We start from the raw sequence: 21,758 nt of genomic DNA on the forward strand, positions 1-21,758 counted from the left end.
AAGCCGTGGGATTCCTCCCGTGGGATATTGGCTATGCCGTCTCCCCGGAGGCAATTTTTCCGTCACTGTCGACGGTACTCCGGTCTGTGCGCGCTTCTTTGGGACTGTCGTGAGGGTGTGGTGTCCCCGACCACTCGTGGTCGTCCCACTCGAATCGCACGGGCCGTGCCATCGGCCTGACTTCTTGCTCCATCTGCCGCTCAAGAAATGTTTTCGACGCCGCGAGGTCCGCGTGTCCCTCGAACCCACACGCACACGTCAGCGTCTCCTGATGCCGCGTGGTTCGATCCGTCGATCCGCACTGCGGACACTCCTGACTTGTCCACGCTTCCGACCGAACCTCAACCGAGATCCCGTACTCTTCGGCGGTACAGGCCAGTCGGTCCACGAATTTCCTGAACGCCCAGAAATTGTGCGTCTTGGCGTTTGCCTCAACAGACCAGTGCGTCTCTAGCACGCCGGTCAAGTCACCGATATACAACGTGTCGACACCCTCGGCGTACAGCCGTTCGATCACGTCGCGACACAACGCTTCTTGGGCGTGATCGCGGCGCCGAGTGCGCTTGCGATACAGCCGTCGGATGCGCTCGCTGCTGTGTCGGCCCGCTTCGAGTTTGGCCTGTAACCGGGCAATTTCTTGCGTCGTCTCCCGGAAGCGAGCGAACAGGTCGCGACCCTCGTACAGATACTGCTCGCCGGTCGTCGTGGTACAGGCAACGAGATTGTTCGCACCGATATCCAGAGCGGCCATTTCATCAGCCAGTGGAGTCACCCGCGTTTCGTCGGAAACAGTCACGGGCTGCGAAGCTCGGAAGGTGTTGTCGGTCTCGTCGTACCACAGGTCCAACCGACCCTGTTTCTCGTAGTCGGGCCAATTCGGCTCGCCGGCAATTTCGAGCCGGAGACGCCCAGTATGGTCGTATTTGTCTTTCAGCTCGCTCCCAATCAGTATTTCGAGTCGCGAGCGGTCGCCCCATTCGACGGTGTACGACGTGTTGCGAATGACGGTCTTGAGCTGACGACCGTCATCCTCGTTGCCACGGAATCCCGGTGGTTCGGGGTGGTCCGTGACGGAGGTGTTGGAAGCATCATGGTATTGTTCTTTGAGTCGGAAAAACCCGCGCCACGCCTCGCTGTTTTTGCGGATTACCTGCTGAGCGGTGGACGCGCCGAGAACGCCTTTGTACTTACCTTCGAGATGGCCTGTATCGGCGTCCCACACGCTGCCTTTGAACCTGTCTCCGTCGTTGTACCGCATGAGGCGCTGATAATTGACTTCGTTCCAGAGAGCGGCGGAAGCGTCCAACAGGTCCCGTAGCAGCCCCTCTCCGTCCTCGGAAAGCGGACGTACTGCGAACGTGTTGGTACGCTTCACGACGATGATTTATTATACTTTTAGTCTTAAAGTCTTTTTGTCATGCGCCCGAACGTAGATATTTCACACACGCTTGGTGGCCGAATCAAAGACTACGCTGAAGCGAACAATCTGGGACTCTCGGAGGCATACACCGAAGTGCTAGAGGCAGGATTGGATGAATTGGAAAATTGAGTATCCAGTAGTGTCTTAGTGTTTATATATTAACAGTTATTGGATTTACTCACAGCTGAACTCACAAGTCCTATTATTACTGATATTTAGGGCCACAAACCTCGGTAGCCTCGTTGCTGAAGAACATGTTACGAGCCAGCAAAATCCGACTCATGCGGTCGCACCCGTCGTTAATCTCCACATACCGGCAAAGACTAAAGGCAAATACGCCGGTAGCTGCCGGTATGTCGAGGCAGATGAACACCGTCGTCGCAGGTGACGAGTCGGGGATCCACGACGAGCCGCACATTCGGGACCGACGAATCACCGTGCGCCACGTCCACGCGCTGGTGGAAGAGCGCGGGCTCGACGCACAGACGGTTGCGGATCGGTTCGACCTCACTGCCGCGGAGGTCTACCACGCGCTGGCATACTATCACGATCACCCAGAAGAGATGCGGGATGTCGAGGAACGTCGTCAAGATCTCCACGACGCCGCAGCAAACGATCCGGACATCGTCACCGGTCCCGAGGATCTGTCGGACCCGTGACTTGGACACCTCGGTATGACTGTTCTAAAGTCATCCTTGCGTTCCCGTGACTGTACTCCAGTCAGTATTCGATGGTCGCGGAGTACCGATTCAGAACGGCCACGAGCCCGGCGCCGACGAGCGCGGCCAGCGCGAACCGCGGCGCGGCCGCGCGCCACGACTCGCCGCTTTCGGCCAGCCGCGCGGACACCTCCACCAGCGGCGCGCGCAGCGCGCCGACGACGAGGCTCACGAGGAACGCGAGCGTGGCGGCCCGCGCCCGCGACAGCGCGTAGCGGACGGCGTGCGCGATCGTGAAGAGCCCGCAGACCCCGCCGAGGAGGAACGTCGCAACCGGCGGCAGCGTCTCGACGAGCGCGTCCGTGCCGTTCCCGAGCGCGAGCGCGCCGGCGGCGTCGACGAACCGGGCCACGACGCCGGACATGTACTCGTACTGGCCGAGGACGACGAGCAGCAGCGAGCCGGAGATCCCGGGCAGCACCATCGCGCTGACGGCGAGGCCGCCCGCGAGGAAGACGACCGGTAGCGGGCTGCCGAGCGCGGTCGCCGCGACGCCGGACGCGAGGAAGGCGAGCGCGAAGCCGGCGACCGCGGCGGCCTTCCGGCGCGGCGTCGCGAAGTCGACGTCGCCGAGCAGCACCGCGGCGCTGGCCGCGATCAGCCCGAAGAAGAAGCCGTACGTCGCCACCGGCTGCGTCGCGAGCAGGCGGTTGACCGCGCTCAACACGGTCACGACCGCGGTACCGATTCCGGTGCCCAACACGAGGAGGAAGACGCCGTCGACCTCGCGGAACGCGGCCCGCGCGTCGGCGCGGCCCCCCGGTCTCACGCCGCCGAGCACGCGGCGCGCGCGGTCGGGGTCGACGGCGGTGACCGCCGCGATCAGCCGCTCGTAGATCCCGACGATCAGCGCGATGGTGCCGCCGGAGACGCCCGGCACGGCGTCGGCGCTGCCCATCGCCACGCCCTTCAGGTACAGCGTCGCCCACTCGCGGAGGTCAGCCATCTGGTCTGGAGGAACAGAGCCGCGGTAATGAAGGGTCGGGTAACGCGTGGCCGCGTCGGTCGCGGGCGCTAGGCCGTGGCCGCGTCGGCCGCGGTCGCGGTCGTCGCCGTCGTCGCGGCGGGGTCGACGCCGGTCAGCGAGCCCGCGTCGGTCGAGTTCGTCGAGTCGCCGCCGTCGCTGCTACCGCCGCCGACGGGACACGCGGGGTCGCCGCTCGGACAGTCGATGATCTCCTCTTCGAGTTCGACGGTGGCTGCCGAGTCGTCGGCGCCGACGACCTGCCCTTCCGTCACCTCGACCTGCCCGACCAGCCGAGTCGTGTACAGGTCGTCGCCGGTCGTCTGTGCGGTGGTGATGTTGTACGGCCCGGTGGCGCGGACGCTCGTGTTCGTGTATCCGTTCTCCGGCCCGAACTCGTCGTAGCCCGTCGTCGAGTACGGGAGCGTGAACTCGAAGTTCCCGTTCTCGTCGGCGGTCGCGTACTGCGTGTACTCGAACGTCTGCCCGTCCGGCTTCCGGAGTTCGACGGTCGCTTTGACCTCCTGGCCGGGCGCCGCGCCCGACCCGTCGACGGTCGCGCCCGGCACGCGTTCGAACGTCTTGACGAAGTCGTCGGTGAACGCCCCGAACAGCGACTCGCCGAACGTCGCCCGGAGGTCGACGCCGAACCGCTGGGCGAGGATCTGTGCCTGCTGCGCGTACGGCGACCGCCCCGGAGCCCGCGTGGCGTGAACTAACCGGTAGTGCTCGAGCGCGTCGAGCCGCTCGGACGGAACGCCCATCACGCCGCCGACCTGTGCCGATCCGTCCGCCTCCACGTACGACCGCGCCGCGGAGAGGTTATCGAACCGACGGACCACCTGCCCCTCGCTCGGGAGGACCTTGATCTGGACCCGCTCGCCCGACATCGTCTGCGCGGTCTGCGACTCCCAGTCCAGCACGACCGGCCGCGGCTCGACCGCGCTCCCGTAGTGTTGGTAGAGCCGGATCATCTGGCTCTCGTGGTAGCGCTGGGTCCGCGTCTGGAGTGCGGGGCGAAGGCCGCCCTGCTGGCCGTTCTGTCCCTGAACGCGCTGGTAGAGCAGCTCGTTGAAGTCGCGCACCGTCTCGTTGCCGCTGTAGAAGGTGACCGGCGCGTTGAACTTGGAGTTCGGCGAGGCCATCTGCCAGTCGACCATCACGTAGCGGGTCCGGTTGCCCTCGGTGCTCTGGCTCGCGAGCACCTCGGCCGCTTCCGCCTCGCTCGGTGCGAGGAGGTAGTCCGCCGCCGCGCCCGCGTTCTGCTGGAACGGGTTCGCGTTCGGGATGCGCTCGGCGCGCGTGGTGATCCAGTGGCCGTAGTCCCACCATGACATGACGCCATAGGCGCCCTCCGGATACTCGAAGTCGCCGTCGGCCGGTCGCTCGTAGGTGCCGTACGGCTCCATCGGGTTGTCCGCGCCCTCGAGCTCGCCCGGTTCCGGGGTGTTGTCGTTCATCCACTGGAGGCTCTCGTCCCACTGGACGACGCTGCCCGGCTGGCTGGAGTTGCCCGCCTGCCAGACCGGGGTCGCGACGCCGACGAGCGGGACGAGGAGGACGGCGAGCACCGCGACCACCGTCAGCACCTGCCAGCCCTCGACGTCGCGGACCGCGTCGAGCGAGGTGAGATCCAGGGCGTCGAGCGCGACCTGGAGGAAGTACGCCGTTCCGACCGCGACGACGACGGCGAGGTAGTAGTTGAAGCGGACCTGCGTGAACGCCGCGCTACCGATGAACGCCGCCCACACGACGAAGTACAGCTCTTGGCTGTCGTACTCGACGAGCAGCGTCGCGCCGACGAGGAAGGCGGCGGCGATGAGCAGGCCGATCACCTGCCAGTCGACGCCGACGACGCCGCCGATAGCGTTGTACGCCTGCGGGACCGCGTAGACGGAGCCGACGACCGCGAGCGCGGCCAGAACGTAGAGGGTGTGGTTGGTGTCGTCGGAGCGGTAGAGGGGACGTGCGAGGATGTAGAGGACCGCGGCGAGCGCGAGGAAGAAGGCAAGCCCGTACTGCGAGAGGACGAAGTCCGAGAAGGAAGCGCCTTGGAGGGGGGGTTGCGCTTCGCCGATGGTGCGGAACTGTGCGTTGGCGCTGAAACCGACGAAGTTCAGGAGGTTCTGGGTCAGCGTCGACCAGAGCGACGGGAGTACGAGCCAGACGAAGCCCGCCGACGCGAGGATGAGTCCACCGACCGCGGGCGGGTAGGTCGCCGCGTCGAGGTCGCGCGACTCCCACTGACGGGCGAGCCACGCGAGGAAGACCGCACCGAGCGCGACGCCGAGCGGGAGGACCACCTGGAGGAGCGAGTACTGCGTCGGGGTGAACGACAGCGTGTCGAGCGGGACCAGTTGCATCGCCCCGGCGACGGCCATGGCGACAGCCCCGACGAACGCGATCGGTTCGGGGCTCTTGCCGTGGTAGACGTCGCTCGTGATTTTCACTGCGAGGAAGACTCCGGTGATCCCGACGAGCAGGACGCCGGGCTGCCACGTCCACATGTAGAGGCCGAGCGCAACCCCGGCGGCGGCGGCGAAGGCCAGCGGGCGCTTCAGCGCGTCCCAATCTCGGTCGACGACGAGCTCCCACACCGGCTTCTCGCGCTCCGCGACGCCGAAGGCGACGAGGAACGCGAGGACGGCGGTGCTCTGGAAGAGGACCTCGGCCGCGCTGTGGTCGGGGAACCCGACGAGCGTGTATCGGAGGAAGGTTCCCGAGAAGAGGGCGAGCGTCGCCGCTCCGGCGAGCGCCGGGACGCGGTCGACGAAGCGCCGCGCGATGAAGTACGTCGGGACTGCGACGAGCGCGCCGACGATGGGCGCCATGACGAGCATGACTTCCTCGGTGCTGCCCATGATCGGTCGGGCGATCCAGACACCGACGGCCATGATGTGGTCCCAGAGGGTGCCGAACTGCCCCGCACTGTTTCCGTACGGGAACCCGGTCCACGGGTCGAACGACATCGTGTTCGGCCAGTTCTCCAAGAGGTATGACGTTTCGCGGAGGTGGTACCACGCGTCGTTGCCGCGGAAGTACACTTCGCCGTCGCGGACGAAGTTCCCATACGACCGGAGGCGAGTCCACAGCATGAACGCCACTGCGATGAGAAGGGCTGGGACATGATACCACCGTGTAAGAAGATCGACGGGGGACGGCGTCGATCCATCCGGCGAGTCGCTCGAATCGCTCATTACCGCAAGGAACTGTCAAAACGCGCATAAGGCTTGTCATATCTGGTTCCAAATCCCCTACAGGCGTATCGAATCCGTGCTGACCAAGGGAAACGGTTATTAAGACCGATTGCGGAATTTGGCTTAGAATCTGTGTCTATTCATTTCTCCTCCGTCTACCGTGTCTGGGTAACGTTAAGCAAACACATTAGGAAGGGCCGAATCTCACCGGTCTGTCCCGTCAGCACACAACAAGGAACTGAATCATGGATGGGAAACGTCGAGAATGACTGATGAGAGTGTTGCGATCCTTCATGATCGCTTCCCCGGTATCGGAGGTGGAGAGACATTTGCCATCGAAGCAGCTCGGGTACTTGATGCCCCCATTTATACGATGTACGTCGCCGAGGGAACGGAAGTCCCACCAGATATTGATGTCTATTCGATCCGACAGGAAAAGTACACGAGCGGGGTCTCTGGACAATTATTAGAGTGGCGAAACAGTGGGATGAACCCCTTCGAGACGACCAGCGTCGCAATCGACATAACCCAGGGGACGTCGGAACTCGAAACCTACGACATCCTATTAGAGAGCGCACCACTCTCGAAGTATTTCGTCCCGGCGACGCACCAGCGGATCGTCCACTACCCTCACAGTCCGCCACGGTGGTTGTACGATCTCTTTCGGGACCGAATGGACCGCGTCGACTATCCCGGAATCGCGTTTGCAGCAAGGGCGTACGCGAAGCTCTGGCGTGCCCTCGATAAGGAGGCAGTCGACTACGTGGACACGTTCGTTGCGAACAGTGAGCTCATCCGTGATCGCGTCCAGCGCTACTACGACCGAGACGCGGAGGTCGTGTATCCGCCAGTAACCGGGAACTGGCGAAACGAGGGAGACGAGGGGTACTTCCTTACGTGGTCTCGGCTCGATAAGGAGAAACGAATGGACCTGATCGTCGAAGCGTTTCAGGGACTCGATGAGCGCCTGATCGTCGCAGGCGACGGCGAACACCGCGAGAAGCTCGAACGAATGGCTCGCGGACACGACAATATCGAGATCCGCGGCTTCGTGGACGATATCGAGTCGCTCGTCGCGACCGCGACCGCCGTCGTGTACGCGCCGACACAGGAGGACTTCGGTCTCGTCGGCGCGGAGGCGCTGATGGCGGGCAAACCCCTGATCGGAGTGAATGAAGGGTTCACCCGGTATCAAGTTGAAGAGGGGGTGACCGGGAGGCTCTTCGACCCAGAGGTAGCTGATCTCAGAGAAACGATCCAATCATTCGATACAAATATCTTCAACCGTGACGACATCCAGGAATTTGCGGAACGGTACGATTACACGAACTTCGAGGAAGGCCTTCGAAAAGTGGTGTTTAAGCAAGTCTAATTTTGCTTCTGAGAAGCATTCAGGTGTGTTTCGATTAATATGTTCTTTGATCATTATATTATCACTGAGACGATCCTCACTATCTATATCCTAAGTCTTCGAGTCGTTCCATGACAGCTGCTTCATCTTCATAGTTGACCTCTTCATTGTCTGTTGGCGTGGGTTCAGTTAGCGCTTCACGATGTTGATCCAGTAGTTTATTGAATTCTGACACTTTTTCGGATCTCTCTTTAGCGATGTTCTGATCTTCGCTCGGATCTGACTGTAAGTCGTACAGTTCCTCCGCTGGCGCGTGTTCAATCTCACAGTATCGACAGACTGTGTCTTCATCTAGCGACTCGATCAGTTTATAATCTGCCGTCCGGATCATGGCTCTTCGCTGTGTGTGTGCCTCTTCAGCGGTTACTGCCTGTCTGGACTTCCATTTCCCATTATCGCGAAGCAGAGGCATAAGTGAACATCCATCAGACTGTAAGTTGGCACTAGAATCGACAGCATCCAGTACGGTAGGTGCGATGTCCGTTATTTGTACCAACTCGTCCGTACGAGACGCCGTCTCCTCCGGTAGCCAGACTATGAGTGGGATCCGAACTGTTTGGTCATACAGTCCATGGTGGTCGTAGATAATCCCGTGTTCTGTCATTGATTCCCCATGGTCGGAAAGAAGGACGATCATTGTGTCTTCCAGTTCCCCAGCTGTCTCAATACGATCTACTAATTGACCTACCTTTGCGTCTGCATCTCTTACTGTGGCATCGTACCTCGCGTTCATGTCAGCCGTTGTAAGGTCCGCGTTGTCAGAATACTGTTCGTTCCACTCCAAACACTGTTCGCTTGTCCACGATCCCTCGGGATATCGTTCCGCAAGTTCTGTCAACGACACTTCGTCCGCTTCATATTGTTCCCGGTACTGCCTCGGTGAATTCGAATCTGGTTCATACGGGATGTGTGTATCAAGTAAGTGAAGAAAACCGTAAAATTGATCAGCGCGGCTTAGGTCTGAGACAAGGGCATCAACCGCGTTGCTTTCTGTTGGGGAGAACGCATTGTATATCGTAGACGCGACTGATCCCAAGTACTCGCTGGTACCGTACAACCACTCACTCAGTCGCGTCTTGGTATCTTCTGTCTCCGGGTACCTGTCGAAACCTGACTTATGCCACCGACCCAGTACTCTTCCGTAATTTCCCGTGTAGAAGCCATTTTTTTGAAGCAGTTTGGGGAATTGTGTCGTGGCATTAACTGCTTGCTTTTCTTCCTGAGTGATGTAGCTTCCGTGGTTATGTACGCCGTGTCCTTTCGGATGACAACCAGTGTGAATTGAAGTAATCGCAGGATCTGTCGCATTAATCGTCGTGAAAGCCTTTTCAAACACAGTAGACTCCTTTGCGAGTGAGTCAATTCTCGGGGTAAGGTTGTTCTCCATCTCATACACGCCTACTCTGTCCCAGCGTAACGCATCAATAACAACGACGACTACGTTTTTCACATTATCAGTCATATGCCCTCTTTCATTGAACGGCACATATAGCTGTTTCCTGATTTCGATAACTTGGCTCGCGAGATCGAGAGGAGTTGTCTCACTTGAAAACTCTACTATAGATATCAGCGTATGCCGCTACATTTTGTTCCCAACATAAGTCTTCCAGAATCCCTGTCGAATTAATAGTGGGGGGCGAATCGATTGCTGTCTCCACCGCATCTACAAGGGCATTGATGGTATTTGCCTCCATCATGACCCCCCCATAGTTCTCTATCAATGGAGATAGAGACGGGAGCGGTGTCGTAACGGGGACAGACCCGAGAGCGAGAGTCTTTGCCAACGAGGCGCTTTGAGTGATCTCATCAAAAGGTAGGACGACACAGTCGGCCTGCCGAATGTATTCGTTTACGTGGTCTTCGGTTGGGAGCACCCCTGTAATTGTCACATCATCGGAAAGCCCTTGCTGTTTGATAGAATTTTCTAATTCTGACATGTAATCTCCGGAGTGACCGCGGTGTTCCCCTCCGGAGATGGTTATGTGAATGTCAGGATATTTCTTCTTAAGCTGCGGAAGTGCGTCGACGACTTTGTGGAATCCTTTCTTTTCATGTACAAAACCTGGGCACACCACGTTTGTGGCCTCATCATCCAGCTCTATGCCCAAATGTTTCTTAGTAATCCTATCTTGGATACTCTTCTCGATTCCCAGATATGGTACAGTGAAATAATTCCTTACTCGAAGGCGCTCTGTGAGCGGATAGGCCGCTATATGCTCTTGACGGGTTGATTCTGTGAGAAATATCAGATTCCGGAATGAGCCGAACAATAACGAGTACTGCTGAAATCCCGGGACGTCATGGATAGTTATGAGCGTCGGTGGAACATCACGGGAGAGCCACTTTCTAGCGACGAGATAGCGGAGGCGACCCACCGGAAATTGTATCTGGATGCCATTATAGTCGCGATCAAGCACTTTTGCCCACCCATTGTAGGACCGTGGAATTTCACCACGAACCGTCACACCAGACACTGGGGCCTCTGGCTTTTCTCCAGATTCGGTCAGAATATCAATTTCATATCCATGGCTGTCAGCTAGACCTTTTGTGAGGTGTTTTGAGTAGTCCGCAATAGCCCCCTTCTCTGGGGGGAATTCGGAGATCCACAGGATCCGCTTCATGTCCTCAGCCATGGATTAGAACTGAATTCCAGTAGTATACGTTGTTCGGTCTGTCCTGCTAAAATCGCCATCTTTAGTTTACTGAGGAATTTCCTCTCGGTATGCATGATTTAGATATCGTTGTTACAGGGGGCGCAGGATTCATCGGTTCTCACCTTGTGGACGCTCTGGTCGACAAGAACAATGTCCTTGTCCTAGACGATCTTTCAAGTGGGAGTCGCGAATTCGTAAACGACGAAGCGGATTTCATGAAAGTCGACATCAGGGATAAGGCTGCGCTTCGAGAAGCTCTTGATTCACCCGACCTGATTTTCCATCTCGCAGCTAACGCACACACGAAAGAAACTTCTCTCGGATGGGACGATCCAGGTACTGATTGCGACGTAAATGTGAAGGGAACATTAAATGTTTTTGAGGCTGTACGTCACGATCATCCCGAGTGTCGTGTCGTGTTTGTATCGTCAGCCGCGGTGTATGGCGAACCTGATACAGTCCCAATAACAGAAGACACAGCGAGAAATCCCCAGTCGCCCTACGGTGTTCACAAGCGTACCGGCGAATTACATGCTAATTCCTACGTCCGCGAAATTGGTCTTGATGTCGTTAGTGTGCGAATTTTCAACACGTATGGTCCAAGGCAACCCCGATACGTAATTTACGATTTCTTCGAGAAGCTTCGGAAAGATAGCTCTGAACTCGAAGTGCTCGGGACAGGAAACCAAGTCCGTGACTACTGCTATGTTAGCGACACAGTTCAGGGACTCACCCTAGTCGCGGAGCGTGGCACTGCGGGTGAGGCTTATAACCTTGGTGGCGGCGAGAGCATTAGTATTTCGGAGCTTGCTAATAGTGTTATTGACGTTTGTGATGTTGACGCGTCGGTGAGGTTTACATCGGAAAGCTGGACGGGTGACCTTGATCGGCTTCACGCGGATATTTCCAAAATCAAAAAACTTGGATTTGAACCAAATGTTGGTTTGTCTGATGGGTTGGTACGATTTAAGGAGTACTATGAGAGTGCGGAAGGCCCAGTGGGTCAGTAACCGTCGGTTCACTTACCACCTCTCGACAGGTTACACATATGCGTAATCACACAGTACCGGACGATGACGTCGAACACGCACACAGGTCGGTAGGGCGGTCCTTTGAAAACCCGTGTGTGATCCATGACCCGATGACGTTCCAAGGCGGTGGAGAGAGGTACGCAATCTCATTAGCGGAATGCCTTGATGCACCCCTCTACACGTCCCAATGTAGTATTGACATCGACTCAGATATCACGGTGAACACTTTTTCTGAATCACCTGTAGATCGTTTACTACGCCGACTACCGATCTGGGGACTAGCAGACGCGCTTGTGTACGAAAACTTTGAGGTTCCGGAACATCATGATGTCGTTATTACTACGGGGGCCACATCAAAAGCCGTTCTCCACTCTCCTCATCAGCACCGATATCACGTGATTCATACACCGGCTCGATGGCTATTTGACCGTGCTCCAGGGCGTTACCGTGATTCGTGGGGACCGATCCGTGTCGTGAAACGTTTCTATCAGTCATATATGCGAATTCACGACTTGTCAACTATACCCCGTATCCGGTCATTCGTGGCAAATTCAGAGGTGATCTCTCAAAGGATGAGCGTATATTACAACCGAGAACCCGACACAGTCATATATCCTCCTGTCAATACTGAGCAGTTTTATCACGAAGCAAACAAAGGGTATATCCTATTTATTGGCCGGTTAGAGCCACACAAAGGTGTTGAGGAGATGGTTAGGGCTGTCAACAACACGAATTATTCGCTCAAGATCGCAGGTACAGGTTCTCTGAAGCCTCGCCTTTCCAAGCTCATGAGTAGTAACGTTGAGTTGCTTGGTTACGTTAGTGAGGAACGCAAACGGCGACTGTTAGCCAATTGTGACGCGTTACTATTCAATAGCTATGCGGAAGATTTCGGCATTGTCCCAATAGAAGCTTTCGCAAGTGGAAAACCTGTCATCGGTGTTCGTGAGGGATACACGAAACAACAAATCTCGGATGGGGAGAACGGTGTCCTGTTTGCCCGTGGCAAAGACGCGATGCGTGACGCCATTGACCGCGCTTACTCGATCGATTGGGATCCAGCCGAAATCCAGGCGACCAGTGACAAATATAGTATTGAACACTTCAACGAACAGTGGCGTAAATTAATCTTTGGTCAATCAAAAGATCCTTGACGAACAAACCCTCTCCTGACGACACACAGCTCAGCGTCGAGACAACCCACGGTGTCGTGGCTAGAGTCTTTTCTGCGGGAAGTGGATTGGCAGGAACGATCATCTTCGCAAATGTTCTTGGTGCTGATATCCTCGGACAGTACTTCTTGCTATACGCTATCGCGAATGCGAGTTATCTTCCTATCGACGGATGGGCAGAGGGTACCAAGAAGCGTTTTTCCGATCCAGAACCCACCCACACTACTGTTCTAGGGGTCCTCACCATCGTTTTCGTTGTCTGGGTAGCGATTATGATGGTGCTCTTTTTTGCTTTATCCGGATTACTGACGTCCGTTTTAGACATTGATATCTCCATTTTTATTCTACCGTTGCTCGTGATTGAGGGAGCGTTCGTCGTGGTTGAAAAGCTAGTACACGCGAGGGGGCGAGTCGGTCGCGCTACGTGGATTGATTCGATCCGTTCGGTAATCACACTTGGATTCCAAGGCTTATTAGTGTACCTTGGCTGGGAAGAGAGTGGGCTTCTATTGGGGCTCACCCTCGCCACGATCGTCTCGCTGGTACCACTTGCGCTTTCGGTGAGAGAGATACCAAGCAGTCCAGATTCGTCGGAATTCCGATCTCAGTGGCGATACGCGCGATTTAGCGTACCAGAGTTTGTGGTGGGAAGGCTTCACCGGCGGGCAGAACCTCTTCTCATTGGCGCCGTGCTGGGACCAGCAGCAGTTGGATTATACGAAGTAGCTCGGAGAGTGGCCATACCAGCTAGTTTCGTTGCAGACGTAGCTGGCAACGGACTTATGGCTAATGTGAGTCGTCTGTGGGGAGAAACAAACGATATCTCTGAGGATGTCGAGAATGTACTATCATTTGCGAGCATTTTAGCAATTCCGTTATTCACTGGCTCGCTTGTGTTATCGACTGAGGTTGTCGTAACTCTCTTTGGTTCGAAATTCAGTGGTGCCGGAATTATTCTCATTGGTGTTACGCTATCTGAGGTGTTCGGAACACAGAATCACAGCCTTTGGCAGGTATTTAATGGCATGGGGAAACCAAAGGTAAATCTTCGGATAAGTACCCTCTATACGCTTCTCAAACTACCGCTCATGGTTCTTTTATTGTACCAAATTGGCTTGGTGGGAATTGTTGTCTCGTTGATCATATCGGAGGCTTTCAAGCATGTATTATCCGTGATTTTTCTCCGACGGTTTGTATCAATTAACCCTCTACCCCGATTGTTATTTGAGGAAATAGTCGCTGCCATAGCTATGATGGCGATCATAGGGACTATTATCACACAATGGCCCGTGACCGGATGGCAAACTTTATTATTCTACGTTACTCTCGGATGTATACTGTATTCTCTGTTCCTAGCTGGCATGAGCAACCAGTTTCGGGAAACATCTGTAGAGGTGCTCAAGGGCTTCACTAATCGTGGCGTCTGATCCTACTCATTTGGGAGGATCTCGCGGATCAAGGATCTCCGCGAGGTAACCTCTGATCTTCGAAAAGACGCTGGAATTCCTAGACATCATCACGTCGCGCCACACTGGTGGAACTTCTCCTGACGTCCACAGAAACAGACGTAATACTGCCACATAATACTGATCTGCGAAGTTCTTACGTTTGAAGTACACTATGTTTCGTCCCTTCCAGTACTCCAGTTCACGCTTGTCTCCATGTCTTGCTCCCCCTTCTGGCGAGATGAAATGATATACTAGCGCTTCCGGGTTGTACAACAACAATCGCCCATCTTGTACAAGCCGGACAGTTACGTCATCTTCCTCACGATAACCATTGCCTTTATATGATTCGTCAAACCCCCCCACAGATTCAAGTGCGGATACACGGAACGACATATTCGCACCTCTAAATTTTTCAGTTTCCGTAACTGAAGGTGGAACCCACCGGTCGGACTCATCTAGTACTTCGCCGTACTTGAGGTAGCGATTTTGATTTTCGCTCACCTCTAGTAACTCCTGTTGTACTTCAAGGTTTTCGTCAGCTGTAAGTGCCGGTCCACCGATAGCGTCGACATCTGGATGGTGCTTGTACGTTTCTACGAGACTTTCAAGCCATTTTCGGGGAGCAAACGTATCATCATCAAGGAAACAAAGAATGTCTCCGGTACAAATTGATAGGATTTTGTTCCGCGCAACAGGTTGATTCCCTCCACTGTTCTGGAAGTACTGGACTTTGACTCCCAGTTCGTTGAATGTCGTTTTGTTGGCTTCTGAAACGATTTGCCCTGTGCGGTCATCGTCACTGTCATCGATGACGATTATTTCGTCGGGGGTACGTGTTTGTTGCGCAAGGCTATTCAAGACTGTCTCTATCGCCGAGGGCCGGTCCTGTGTGATTAGGCCGATACTGAAAGACTTCGAATCATTCTCTGTGCTGTCCATGATTTCTTACCCTCCGTTGCTGGCCACTTTCGCGTGGACAAATTCTCTGTTCTCTTGTTCATCGAGTACCTCAAGAAGATAGCCTGCCTCCCGAAGTAACGATTTTACCTCATCAGGAGTAGCACCAAAGTGTTTGACTTGGTCGTGAATTTCGACGAATATTGCCCTAGGTGGCGATTTTGATAGGACTTGTGACATTCCTTGGAGTACCTCATATTCGGCCCCTTCTACGTCGATCTTCATAACATCTGGAGACGAACAAGCATTCTGTGTAATTAGTTCATCTACCGTATACGCCTTCACCTCAATACGTTCCCCGTCAGCGTCCGGAGACATTGAATGTGTGGTTGCTCCAGTAGCTGGCACGGATTCGTCAACCACCAAATTTTGCTTGCCTCTTTCGGCAGCCAAGACCCCTTTGATAATTTTAGTTTTATCTGCGCACCCGTTCTGTTCAATGTTCTCTTTAAGACGTGCGTTGACTTCTGGTTGGGGTTCAAACGCCACTATTTCCTCCAATTGTGCTTTTTTACAGGCAAAACATGAGTATAGGCCAACATTTGAGCCAACATCATAGAAGACATCACCATTCTTTATCTCGTTGAGAAACAACTTAATCACAGATTTTTCCTCCTCCATAGATAAAATATTCTTTCGTTCCTGGTGATTCGTGATAATGAAGTCACAATTAGTTCCGTCCACTGAGATGTTTACAGTCGGTTTGCGGTACTCAAGGTAAAGGTTTCTTAACGCAATGATGCCTGGTAGACGTGATATCATGAGCGATTTCTTCAACACATACCTCAGTGGCTGTGAATTGTATAAGCTTATCTATAAGGAATCGCTGGAATATCCAGTTACAGCTCCGTCCCATCATTCGATTATCGATTTCTATAAACCACCAATACCCACACATTAGCTGCCAAGCAATTTGGACCAATATTTCTATAGCCCACACCAGTCTATCACAATTGTGTACCTCGCTCAGATCGCCCCCTACGTCACCTATCCACCACGCTTAGGGGGCGACCACCGAACACACGGTCTTGTCAAGGAGTTCCCAGAGTTGGGTGACACCGTTGAGCGGTTCTGCCAGGGCGGGTCGCCAGCGATGTACAAGTCACTCGATCTCCGTCGGGAAGTAGGGATAGCGGACGGCTACACCGAGTACCGTCATCTCCACCCCCTCCACGAACTTCTGAAGGCGCCGATGCTCCTCGGCTATCCGAACGTCTTCCAATCGGGGGCACTGCGACTTGCGAACGACGGACTCGGGCGGATGTTAGACGAAGCCGATGTCGTCCTCGTCCGAGAACCGTGGCAGACGCCGTACGTACTCGACCGCACTGACGACGAAACGCCCGTGGTGTTCTCCAGTCACAACGTCGAAACGGAGCGGTTCGGCGACATTCATCAACCAGTGTTCGAAGAGTGGTTCGAGCGTCGCGTGGATGATTTAGAGCGGCGATCGGTACAGGACGCGGATGCGGTCGTCTGTACGAGCGAGCGCGACGCAGACGTATACCGCGAGCAGTACGATCCGGGCGGTCCGATCCTTGTCGCTCCGAACGGAACTTACGAAGACGATCTTCGCGAACATCGCCCGGACAGCGACCGTGCCAAACAGATTCGAGAGCGATACGAGATTCCGGCGGATGCCACAGTATGTCTCTTCATGGGCAGTAACTACAAGCCGAACGTCGAGGCAGCGAAGAGCGTCTGCGACATCGCACTGGAAATGCGGGATCGAACACCACCCGTTCACTTTCTCGTACTCGGAAGTGTCGGGAATTCACTCAGCGCGGATCGACTCCCGGGGAACCTAACTACGACTGGTTACGTCGAGGAGGATTTCGAGGCGCATTTCGACGCCGCGGACATCGCCTTAAATCCGATGCGCTCCGGCGGGGGTACGAATATCAAACTCATCGACTACTTCGCTCGGAGTCTCCCAGTGGTCTCCACTCCATTCGGCGTCAGGGGGCTAGAGGTTTGTGGTGATAAAGAAGTAGTCGTCGCGGAAATCGACGAGTTCGCCGCGGCGATCGATACACTTCGGGAGGAGCCGAAACGATCAAAGGAACTCGGTGCGGCGGGTCGGCGACTCGCGAATGAACAGTACACGTGGGAGTCAGCCTCGCAACACCTACGCGAGAAGTTACACGAATTGTTCGGCCCCTTCTGATCACGATACTCGCTACAGTCGTTCAGTGTAAACTGCTAATCGTCATCTGACCCATTGCTGTTGAAAATAGCTGTTGGGAGAAAACCGAAGCGCTAAACAGAGCGCACTGAGGAGATGCGCCCATGCAAAATAAACGCGTCCTCGTCACGGGCGGGGCCGGGTTCATCGGCTCGAACCTCGCGAACCGCCTCGCAAGCGACAACGACGTGATCGCAGTCGACGACACCTATCTCGGCACGCCCGAGAACCTCGACGACGATGTCGAGTTCGTTGAGGCCTCCGTCGTCGACGGCGAGTTCCCGGTCGACGTCGACGTCGTCTTCCATCTCGCCGCGCTCTCCTCGCGGAACATGCACGAGAGCGACCCCCAGCGCGGCTGCCGCGTCAACGTCGAGGGGTTCGTCAACACCGTCGAGCGCGCCCGGAAAGCGGGCTGTGACACCGTGGTGTACGCCTCGACCTCCTCGATCTACGGGAGCCGTACCGAGCCCTCCCCCGTCGACATGGACGTGGAGGCCCACACCGCCTACGAGGCCTCGAAGCTCGCGCGCGAGCGCTACGCCGAGTACTACGCCAACCACCACGACATGGCGATGGCCGGCCTCCGCTTCTTTTCGGTGTATCAGGGCTTCGGCGGCAACGAGGAGCACAAGGGCGAGTACGCGAACACGGTCGCGCAGTTCGCGGACAAGATCGCGAACGGCGAAGCACCCGAGCTGTTCGGCGACGGCACCCAGACGCGCGACTTCACGCACGTCTCGGACGTGGCCCGCGCCTGCGAGCTCGCGGCCGACCACGAGCTCACGGGCGTCTACAACGTCGGCACGCAGGAGGCGTACTCGTTCAACGAGATGGTCGACCTGATCAACGACGCGCTCGGCACGGACGTCGACCCCGTCTACATCGAGTGCCCGTTCGACGGCTACGTCCACGACACGATGGCCGACTACTCGACGTTCCACGAGGCGACCGGCTGGGAGCCCGAGATCTCCTTCGAAGAGGGCGTCGAGATGGTGTGCGAATCGTACAAGTAGCTCAGGCCCACCCGTCCGGGACGACCTCGGCGATCCCGGTATGGTCGTCGTGCGCGTCATCGATCAGCCGGATAGCAGTTAGCACATCGCCGACAGGCGGCCGATCGAGTTAGTGGAAATACAGACAGCCACACCGTTCCGACAACTCGAAGAAGTCCTCGTCTGCGGTCAACACGACGTATTCGTTTTCGCGAGCGTACGCCGCGATGTCGGGATCGGTCGCACGAGGATCGAGCGCATCACGGACAGTGACTGCTCGAAGGTCTGGCGCTTCGATACGGGCGTCGATATACCGACGTGCGACGTTCTGGTCGCAGAGGAGCCGCATCACTACGGTGCGCGGCTCACGTCTGTCAGTCGGTCGCGAGTCGCGTTCGCCTCCGCTGCGATCGCTTCCGTCTCGTCGGGATTCGACTCGTAGTACTCGATAGCGGCGTCGACCTCATCGGCCGTCAGGCCGAACTCCTCGGTGACGGCCGCCCTCGACCGGCCGTGCTCGTGGACCAGCGACCCTACCTGGTGGACGCCGACGCGCGTCCCCTCCGCCCTGGGTTTCCCGCCGAGTACGTTCGGCGTCGAAACCACGGGGATAGTCACGCCAGTAGTAGTTTTCCTTCGTGAATCGACATAACGCCTCGCCGAAGACGTCGCCTAGACCGTGCGCCACTCTACGGAAACGTGCTCGGGACGACACGTCCACCTGCTCCGGACGTATCCAACTGCGGGGCGCTCCCACCGACCGATCGGCGTCAGGACGCCTCGACGGCGCTGCCGGCGGCGACGAGGAAGCCGATGATCGCGGTGATCAGCCCGACCATCCCGATCGCGACGACGCCGATACGCAGGGCGTTACCCGACAGTCGCTGCGCCGTGAGGAACAGGAAGACGGTCGTGACGAAGCCGATGAGCGCGAGTATCCGCCCGAATCGCGCCGCGTCGATCCCGGGCTCGCTAGACACGGTTCAGAATCTCCTTGAGGACGCCCTGATACTCGTCGTCGGTGGCGGCGTTGCCGAGCGAGTGGATCGACTGCGAGATCCACAGTCCGGCGGTGAAGTTGATGAACGCCGCCATCGAGACGGTCCCGATCTGCCCCTCGACGAACAGCCCCGCGTACACCGCCCCGACGAATCCCACTACCATGAGGCTGTGCGTGACGAGCGAACGGGTGCCGAAGTCGGCGAGCCGCAACGATAAACTGGTGCCAACGGCCATGTGTTCGGTTACGGCTCCCGAGGTAAAGAGGTACCGCGCGGCTGGGCGCCGTCGCTCGCGGAACGAACCCGCCCGTTTACCGCCCTCGCCGCGTAGTGGAGACGAGAATGAGCGACGCAGACCGGACGCACGATGTCGTGGTGTGGGGCGCGACCGGAGTGGCGGGACGGTTCGCGGCCGAGTACCTGGCCGAGCGGTACGGCCCGGACGAGCTCGCGCTGGCGATCGGGGGGCGAGACCGGGAGCAGCTCGACGCGCTCGCCGCCGACCTCGCCCGTCGCGGCGACGCGCGCGACGACGTACCGGTCGTCGTGGGCGACGCGACCGCTCCGGAGAGCCTGCGGGCGATCGCGCGGGACACCCGAGTGGTCTGTACGACGGTCGGGCCGTACACACGGCTCGGGACGCCGCTGGTCGAGGCCTGCGTCGCGACCGGGACCGACTACTGCGACCTCACGGGCGAGGTGAACTGGGTGCGCGAGTCGATTGACCGGTTCCACGAGCCCGCGGTCGACGCGGGCGCTCGGATCGTCCACAGCTGCGGGTTCGACTCCGTCCCGGCCGACCTCGGTACCCTACTCGTCCAGTCGTTCGCGGGGGAGACGCACGGCGCGCCCTGCGAGACGGTCCGGATCTACCTCGACGGCGGCAGCGGGAGCGTCAGCGGCGGGACGCTCGCGAGCGCCGGCGAGCTGTTCGCGGCGGCCGCGACCGACCCGCTCGCGCGGGAGGCGCTCCGGAACCCCTACTCGCTGGCGCCGCGGGGCGAGCGGCGCGGCGTCGACCCCGGCGAACAGCGGTGGCCGCGGCGGGACGCACTGCGGGGCGAGTGGACCGCCCCGTCCCCGATGGCGCCGGTGAACGAGCGCGTGGTTCGTCGGAGCAACGCGCTCCTCGGCTACCCGTGGGGTCGGGAGTTCCGGTGTAGCGAGGTGGTCCCGACCGGCGACGGGCCGGTCGGCGCCGCGACCGCGGGGCTCGTCGCCGGCGGCCTCGGCCTGTTCACCGCCGCGATGTCCGTCGGCCCGATTCGGTCGGCGCTCCGCCGCCACGTCTTCCCGGACCCGGGCGAGGGGCCGACGCGGGAGGAAGCGGAGGCCGGCCACTTCCGGATCGGCCTCCGCGGCCGCGGGACGGGTCCCGACGGCCCGTTCACCGTCGAGGCCGAGTTCGGCGCCGACCGCGATCCGGGGTACGGAGCGACCGCGCGGATGCTCGGCGAGTCGGCCGTCTGCTTGGCGCGCGACGAGGTCGACTCCCCGTTCGACGGCGGCGTGTTGACGCCGGCGTCGGGGATCGGCCTCCCGCTCGCGGAGCGACTCCGGGAGGTGGGTTTCACCGCGTCGGTCGACGAGGCCGGGCCGACCGTCGACGAGTAAGCCGCTCAGGCCGGCTGCGAATCCAGCTTCTTGTAGTCGATGTAGTCGGCGCCGCGGAGCTCCTCGAGGAGGTTGATCGCCGCGCGGGCGCCCTCGCCGACGGAGGTCGCGATCTGCTGGTGGCCGCCGGTGACGTCGCCCGCCGCGTACACCCGGTCGACCGGCGTCGACTGGTCGGGGTCGGTGACGATGTCGTCGCCGTCGACGGGGACGCCGAGCATCTCCGCGAGGTCAGTGCCGCCGGCGGTGCCCAACGCGACGAACAGCCCGTCGATCGACACCTCTTCTCCCGCCTTCGTCACGACGGCCTCGAGGACCTCTTCGCCCGTGAGTCGGTCCAGATCGTCGGTGATGACCGGGACTCCGGCGTCGTCGACCCGCTCTCTCAGCTCCTCGTCGGCCTCGAACGCCGACCCGTTGGTGAGGAGCCGGACGTCGTCGGTGTAGTCGAGCAGCATCAGCGCCTCCGTCGCGGCGTAGTTGTCGTTGCCGACGACCGCGACGGGGCTGTCGCGGTAGAAGTAGGCGTCGCACTCGACGCAGTAGGAGACGCCGTGGCCCTCGTACGTCTCGACGTCCGCGATGGCCGGCCGCTCGTAGTCCGCGCCCGTCGCGAGTATCACGCCGTCGACGACGTACTCGTCGACCGTCGTCTCGACGCGGTACCGCTCGCCCTCCGGCTCGATCCGAACGACCTCCTCCTCGACGATCTCGGCCCCGTACTTCCGCGCGTGTTCCCGTCCCAGATCGACGAGTTCCGGGCCGGTGACGCCGTCCGGGAACCCGTAGACGTTCTCCATGGTGTCCACGTCCCGGGTCGTCCCGCCCCCGTCGTCGAACACGAGCGTTCGCCTGTCCGCTCGGGCCGTGTAGATGGCCGCGTTCAGTCCCGTCGGTCCGCCGCCGATGATCGCGACACCAGACATCTGTATTGTACAAAATACACTATATTAACTTATAAGTTGTGACCGATCGGACTGCGATAGCCGG

Annotated in this window: 20 protein-coding genes; 8 read left to right on the plus strand and 12 right to left on the minus strand. The window is 58.2% G+C overall.

Annotated features, from left to right (window positions below):
- Nucleotides 1-31: 31 nt before the first annotated feature.
- Nucleotides 32-1,375 carry an RNA-guided endonuclease TnpB family protein gene (locus tag EXE42_RS06785; protein ID WP_092921863.1) on the minus strand — a complete coding sequence of 448 codons (1,344 nt, stop codon included), beginning with the start codon at nucleotides 1,373-1,375 and terminating at the stop codon, nucleotides 32-34.
- A gap of 410 nt (nucleotides 1,376-1,785) precedes the next feature.
- Here EXE42_RS06785 and EXE42_RS06790 point away from each other — a divergent pair, with 410 nt between their 5' ends.
- Entirely contained in the window at nucleotides 1,786-2,079 is a 294-nt protein-coding gene (locus tag EXE42_RS06790) for a DUF433 domain-containing protein (protein ID WP_241988345.1), read from the plus strand.
- 61 nt (nucleotides 2,080-2,140) lie between these two features.
- On the opposite strand, the gene EXE42_RS06795 is transcribed toward EXE42_RS06790, so the two are convergent.
- Entirely contained in the window at nucleotides 2,141-3,085 is a 945-nt protein-coding gene (locus EXE42_RS06795; protein ID WP_137706165.1) for a DUF368 domain-containing protein, read from the minus strand.
- 68 nt (nucleotides 3,086-3,153) lie between these two features.
- The gene (locus tag EXE42_RS06800; protein ID WP_137706166.1) at nucleotides 3,154-6,300 is read right to left on the minus strand and encodes an oligosaccharyl transferase, archaeosortase A system-associated; all 3,147 of its coding nucleotides are present in this window, start codon (nucleotides 6,298-6,300) and stop codon (nucleotides 3,154-3,156) included.
- Between the two features lie 265 nt (nucleotides 6,301-6,565).
- On the opposite strand from EXE42_RS06800, the gene EXE42_RS06805 reads away from it, so the two are divergent.
- On the plus strand, nucleotides 6,566-7,672 hold the full coding sequence (locus tag EXE42_RS06805; RefSeq protein WP_137706167.1) for a glycosyltransferase: 1,107 nt from the start codon (nucleotides 6,566-6,568) through the stop codon (nucleotides 7,670-7,672).
- Between the two features lie 79 nt (nucleotides 7,673-7,751).
- Here the strand turns inward: EXE42_RS06805 and EXE42_RS06810 are convergent, their stop codons facing one another.
- Both EXE42_RS06810 and EXE42_RS06815 read right to left on the minus strand, forming a co-directional pair.
- Nucleotides 7,752-9,173 (minus strand): sulfatase, encoded by a 1,422-nt coding sequence (locus EXE42_RS06810; protein ID WP_137706168.1) that lies wholly within the window; start codon nucleotides 9,171-9,173, stop codon nucleotides 7,752-7,754.
- Nucleotides 9,174-9,252: 79 nt separating this feature from the next.
- A complete protein-coding gene (locus EXE42_RS06815) occupies nucleotides 9,253-10,344 on the minus strand; it encodes a glycosyltransferase family 4 protein (RefSeq protein ID WP_137694901.1) in 1,092 nt (363 codons plus the stop codon).
- Between the two features lie 89 nt (nucleotides 10,345-10,433).
- Here EXE42_RS06815 and EXE42_RS06820 point away from each other — a divergent pair, with 89 nt between their 5' ends.
- From EXE42_RS06820 to EXE42_RS06830, 3 genes are all read left to right on the plus strand, one after another.
- Nucleotides 10,434-11,375 carry an NAD-dependent epimerase/dehydratase family protein gene (locus EXE42_RS06820; protein ID WP_137706169.1) on the plus strand — a complete coding sequence of 314 codons (942 nt, stop codon included), beginning with the start codon at nucleotides 10,434-10,436 and terminating at the stop codon, nucleotides 11,373-11,375.
- Nucleotides 11,376-11,938: 563 nt separating this feature from the next.
- Nucleotides 11,939-12,550 carry a glycosyltransferase gene (locus EXE42_RS18520; protein WP_158293472.1) on the plus strand — a complete coding sequence of 204 codons (612 nt, stop codon included), beginning with the start codon at nucleotides 11,939-11,941 and terminating at the stop codon, nucleotides 12,548-12,550.
- Complete coding sequence (locus EXE42_RS06830) at nucleotides 12,547-13,995, plus strand: lipopolysaccharide biosynthesis protein (protein ID WP_137694904.1); 1,449 nt, start codon at nucleotides 12,547-12,549, stop codon at nucleotides 13,993-13,995. Before EXE42_RS18520 ends, EXE42_RS06830 begins: the two co-directional genes overlap by 4 nt.
- Nucleotides 13,996-14,001: 6 nt before the next feature.
- On the opposite strand, the gene EXE42_RS06835 is transcribed toward EXE42_RS06830, so the two are convergent.
- Both EXE42_RS06835 and EXE42_RS06840 read right to left on the minus strand, forming a co-directional pair.
- The gene (locus EXE42_RS06835; RefSeq protein WP_137706170.1) at nucleotides 14,002-14,955 is read right to left on the minus strand and encodes a glycosyltransferase family 2 protein; all 954 of its coding nucleotides are present in this window, start codon (nucleotides 14,953-14,955) and stop codon (nucleotides 14,002-14,004) included.
- 6 nt (nucleotides 14,956-14,961) lie between these two features.
- On the minus strand, nucleotides 14,962-15,750 hold the full coding sequence (locus tag EXE42_RS06840; RefSeq protein ID WP_137706171.1) for an FkbM family methyltransferase: 789 nt from the start codon (nucleotides 15,748-15,750) through the stop codon (nucleotides 14,962-14,964).
- A 178-nt stretch (nucleotides 15,751-15,928) separates the two neighbouring features.
- On the opposite strand from EXE42_RS06840, the gene EXE42_RS06845 reads away from it, so the two are divergent.
- Together EXE42_RS06845 and EXE42_RS06850 are read left to right on the plus strand one after the other, a co-directional pair.
- The gene (locus EXE42_RS06845) at nucleotides 15,929-17,140 is read left to right on the plus strand and encodes a glycosyltransferase (RefSeq protein WP_137706172.1); all 1,212 of its coding nucleotides are present in this window, start codon (nucleotides 15,929-15,931) and stop codon (nucleotides 17,138-17,140) included.
- A 122-nt stretch (nucleotides 17,141-17,262) separates the two neighbouring features.
- Nucleotides 17,263-18,174, plus strand: a complete 912-nt coding sequence (locus EXE42_RS06850) for an NAD-dependent epimerase/dehydratase family protein (RefSeq protein ID WP_137706173.1) — start codon at nucleotides 17,263-17,265, stop codon at nucleotides 18,172-18,174.
- Between the two features lie 109 nt (nucleotides 18,175-18,283).
- Here EXE42_RS06850 and EXE42_RS06855 read toward each other — a convergent pair whose 3' ends face one another.
- The 4 genes from EXE42_RS06855 to EXE42_RS06870 all read right to left on the minus strand — a co-directional run bounded on the left by EXE42_RS06855 (nucleotide 18,284) and on the right by EXE42_RS06870 (nucleotide 19,389).
- Nucleotides 18,284-18,502: a DUF5615 family PIN-like protein gene (locus tag EXE42_RS06855; RefSeq protein ID WP_241988348.1), complete on the minus strand. Its 219-nt coding sequence runs from the start codon at nucleotides 18,500-18,502 to the stop codon at nucleotides 18,284-18,286.
- Nucleotides 18,503-18,504: 2 nt separating this feature from the next.
- Complete coding sequence (locus tag EXE42_RS06860) at nucleotides 18,505-18,771, minus strand: DUF433 domain-containing protein (RefSeq protein ID WP_092921914.1); 267 nt, start codon at nucleotides 18,769-18,771, stop codon at nucleotides 18,505-18,507.
- Between the two features lie 152 nt (nucleotides 18,772-18,923).
- Nucleotides 18,924-19,133 carry a hypothetical protein gene (locus tag EXE42_RS06865; protein WP_092921916.1) on the minus strand — a complete coding sequence of 70 codons (210 nt, stop codon included), beginning with the start codon at nucleotides 19,131-19,133 and terminating at the stop codon, nucleotides 18,924-18,926.
- Nucleotides 19,126-19,389, minus strand: a complete 264-nt coding sequence (locus EXE42_RS06870; protein ID WP_092921918.1) for a hypothetical protein — start codon at nucleotides 19,387-19,389, stop codon at nucleotides 19,126-19,128. The genes EXE42_RS06865 and EXE42_RS06870 overlap by 8 nt, the downstream gene beginning before the upstream one ends.
- Before the next feature lie 107 nt (nucleotides 19,390-19,496).
- On the opposite strand from EXE42_RS06870, the gene EXE42_RS06875 reads away from it, so the two are divergent.
- A complete protein-coding gene (locus tag EXE42_RS06875) occupies nucleotides 19,497-20,768 on the plus strand; it encodes a trans-acting enoyl reductase family protein (protein WP_137706174.1) in 1,272 nt (423 codons plus the stop codon).
- Between the two features lie 5 nt (nucleotides 20,769-20,773).
- Here the strand turns inward: EXE42_RS06875 and EXE42_RS06880 are convergent, their stop codons facing one another.
- Nucleotides 20,774-21,694, minus strand: coding sequence for an NAD(P)/FAD-dependent oxidoreductase (locus tag EXE42_RS06880; protein ID WP_137706175.1), 921 nt, complete (start codon nucleotides 21,692-21,694; stop codon nucleotides 20,774-20,776).
- Nucleotides 21,695-21,758: the final 64 nt, after the last annotated feature.

It is taken from the genome of Halorubrum sp. SP3 (assembly GCF_005435195.1).
Lineage (GTDB): Archaea > Halobacteriota > Halobacteria > Halobacteriales > Haloferacaceae > Halorubrum > Halorubrum sodomense.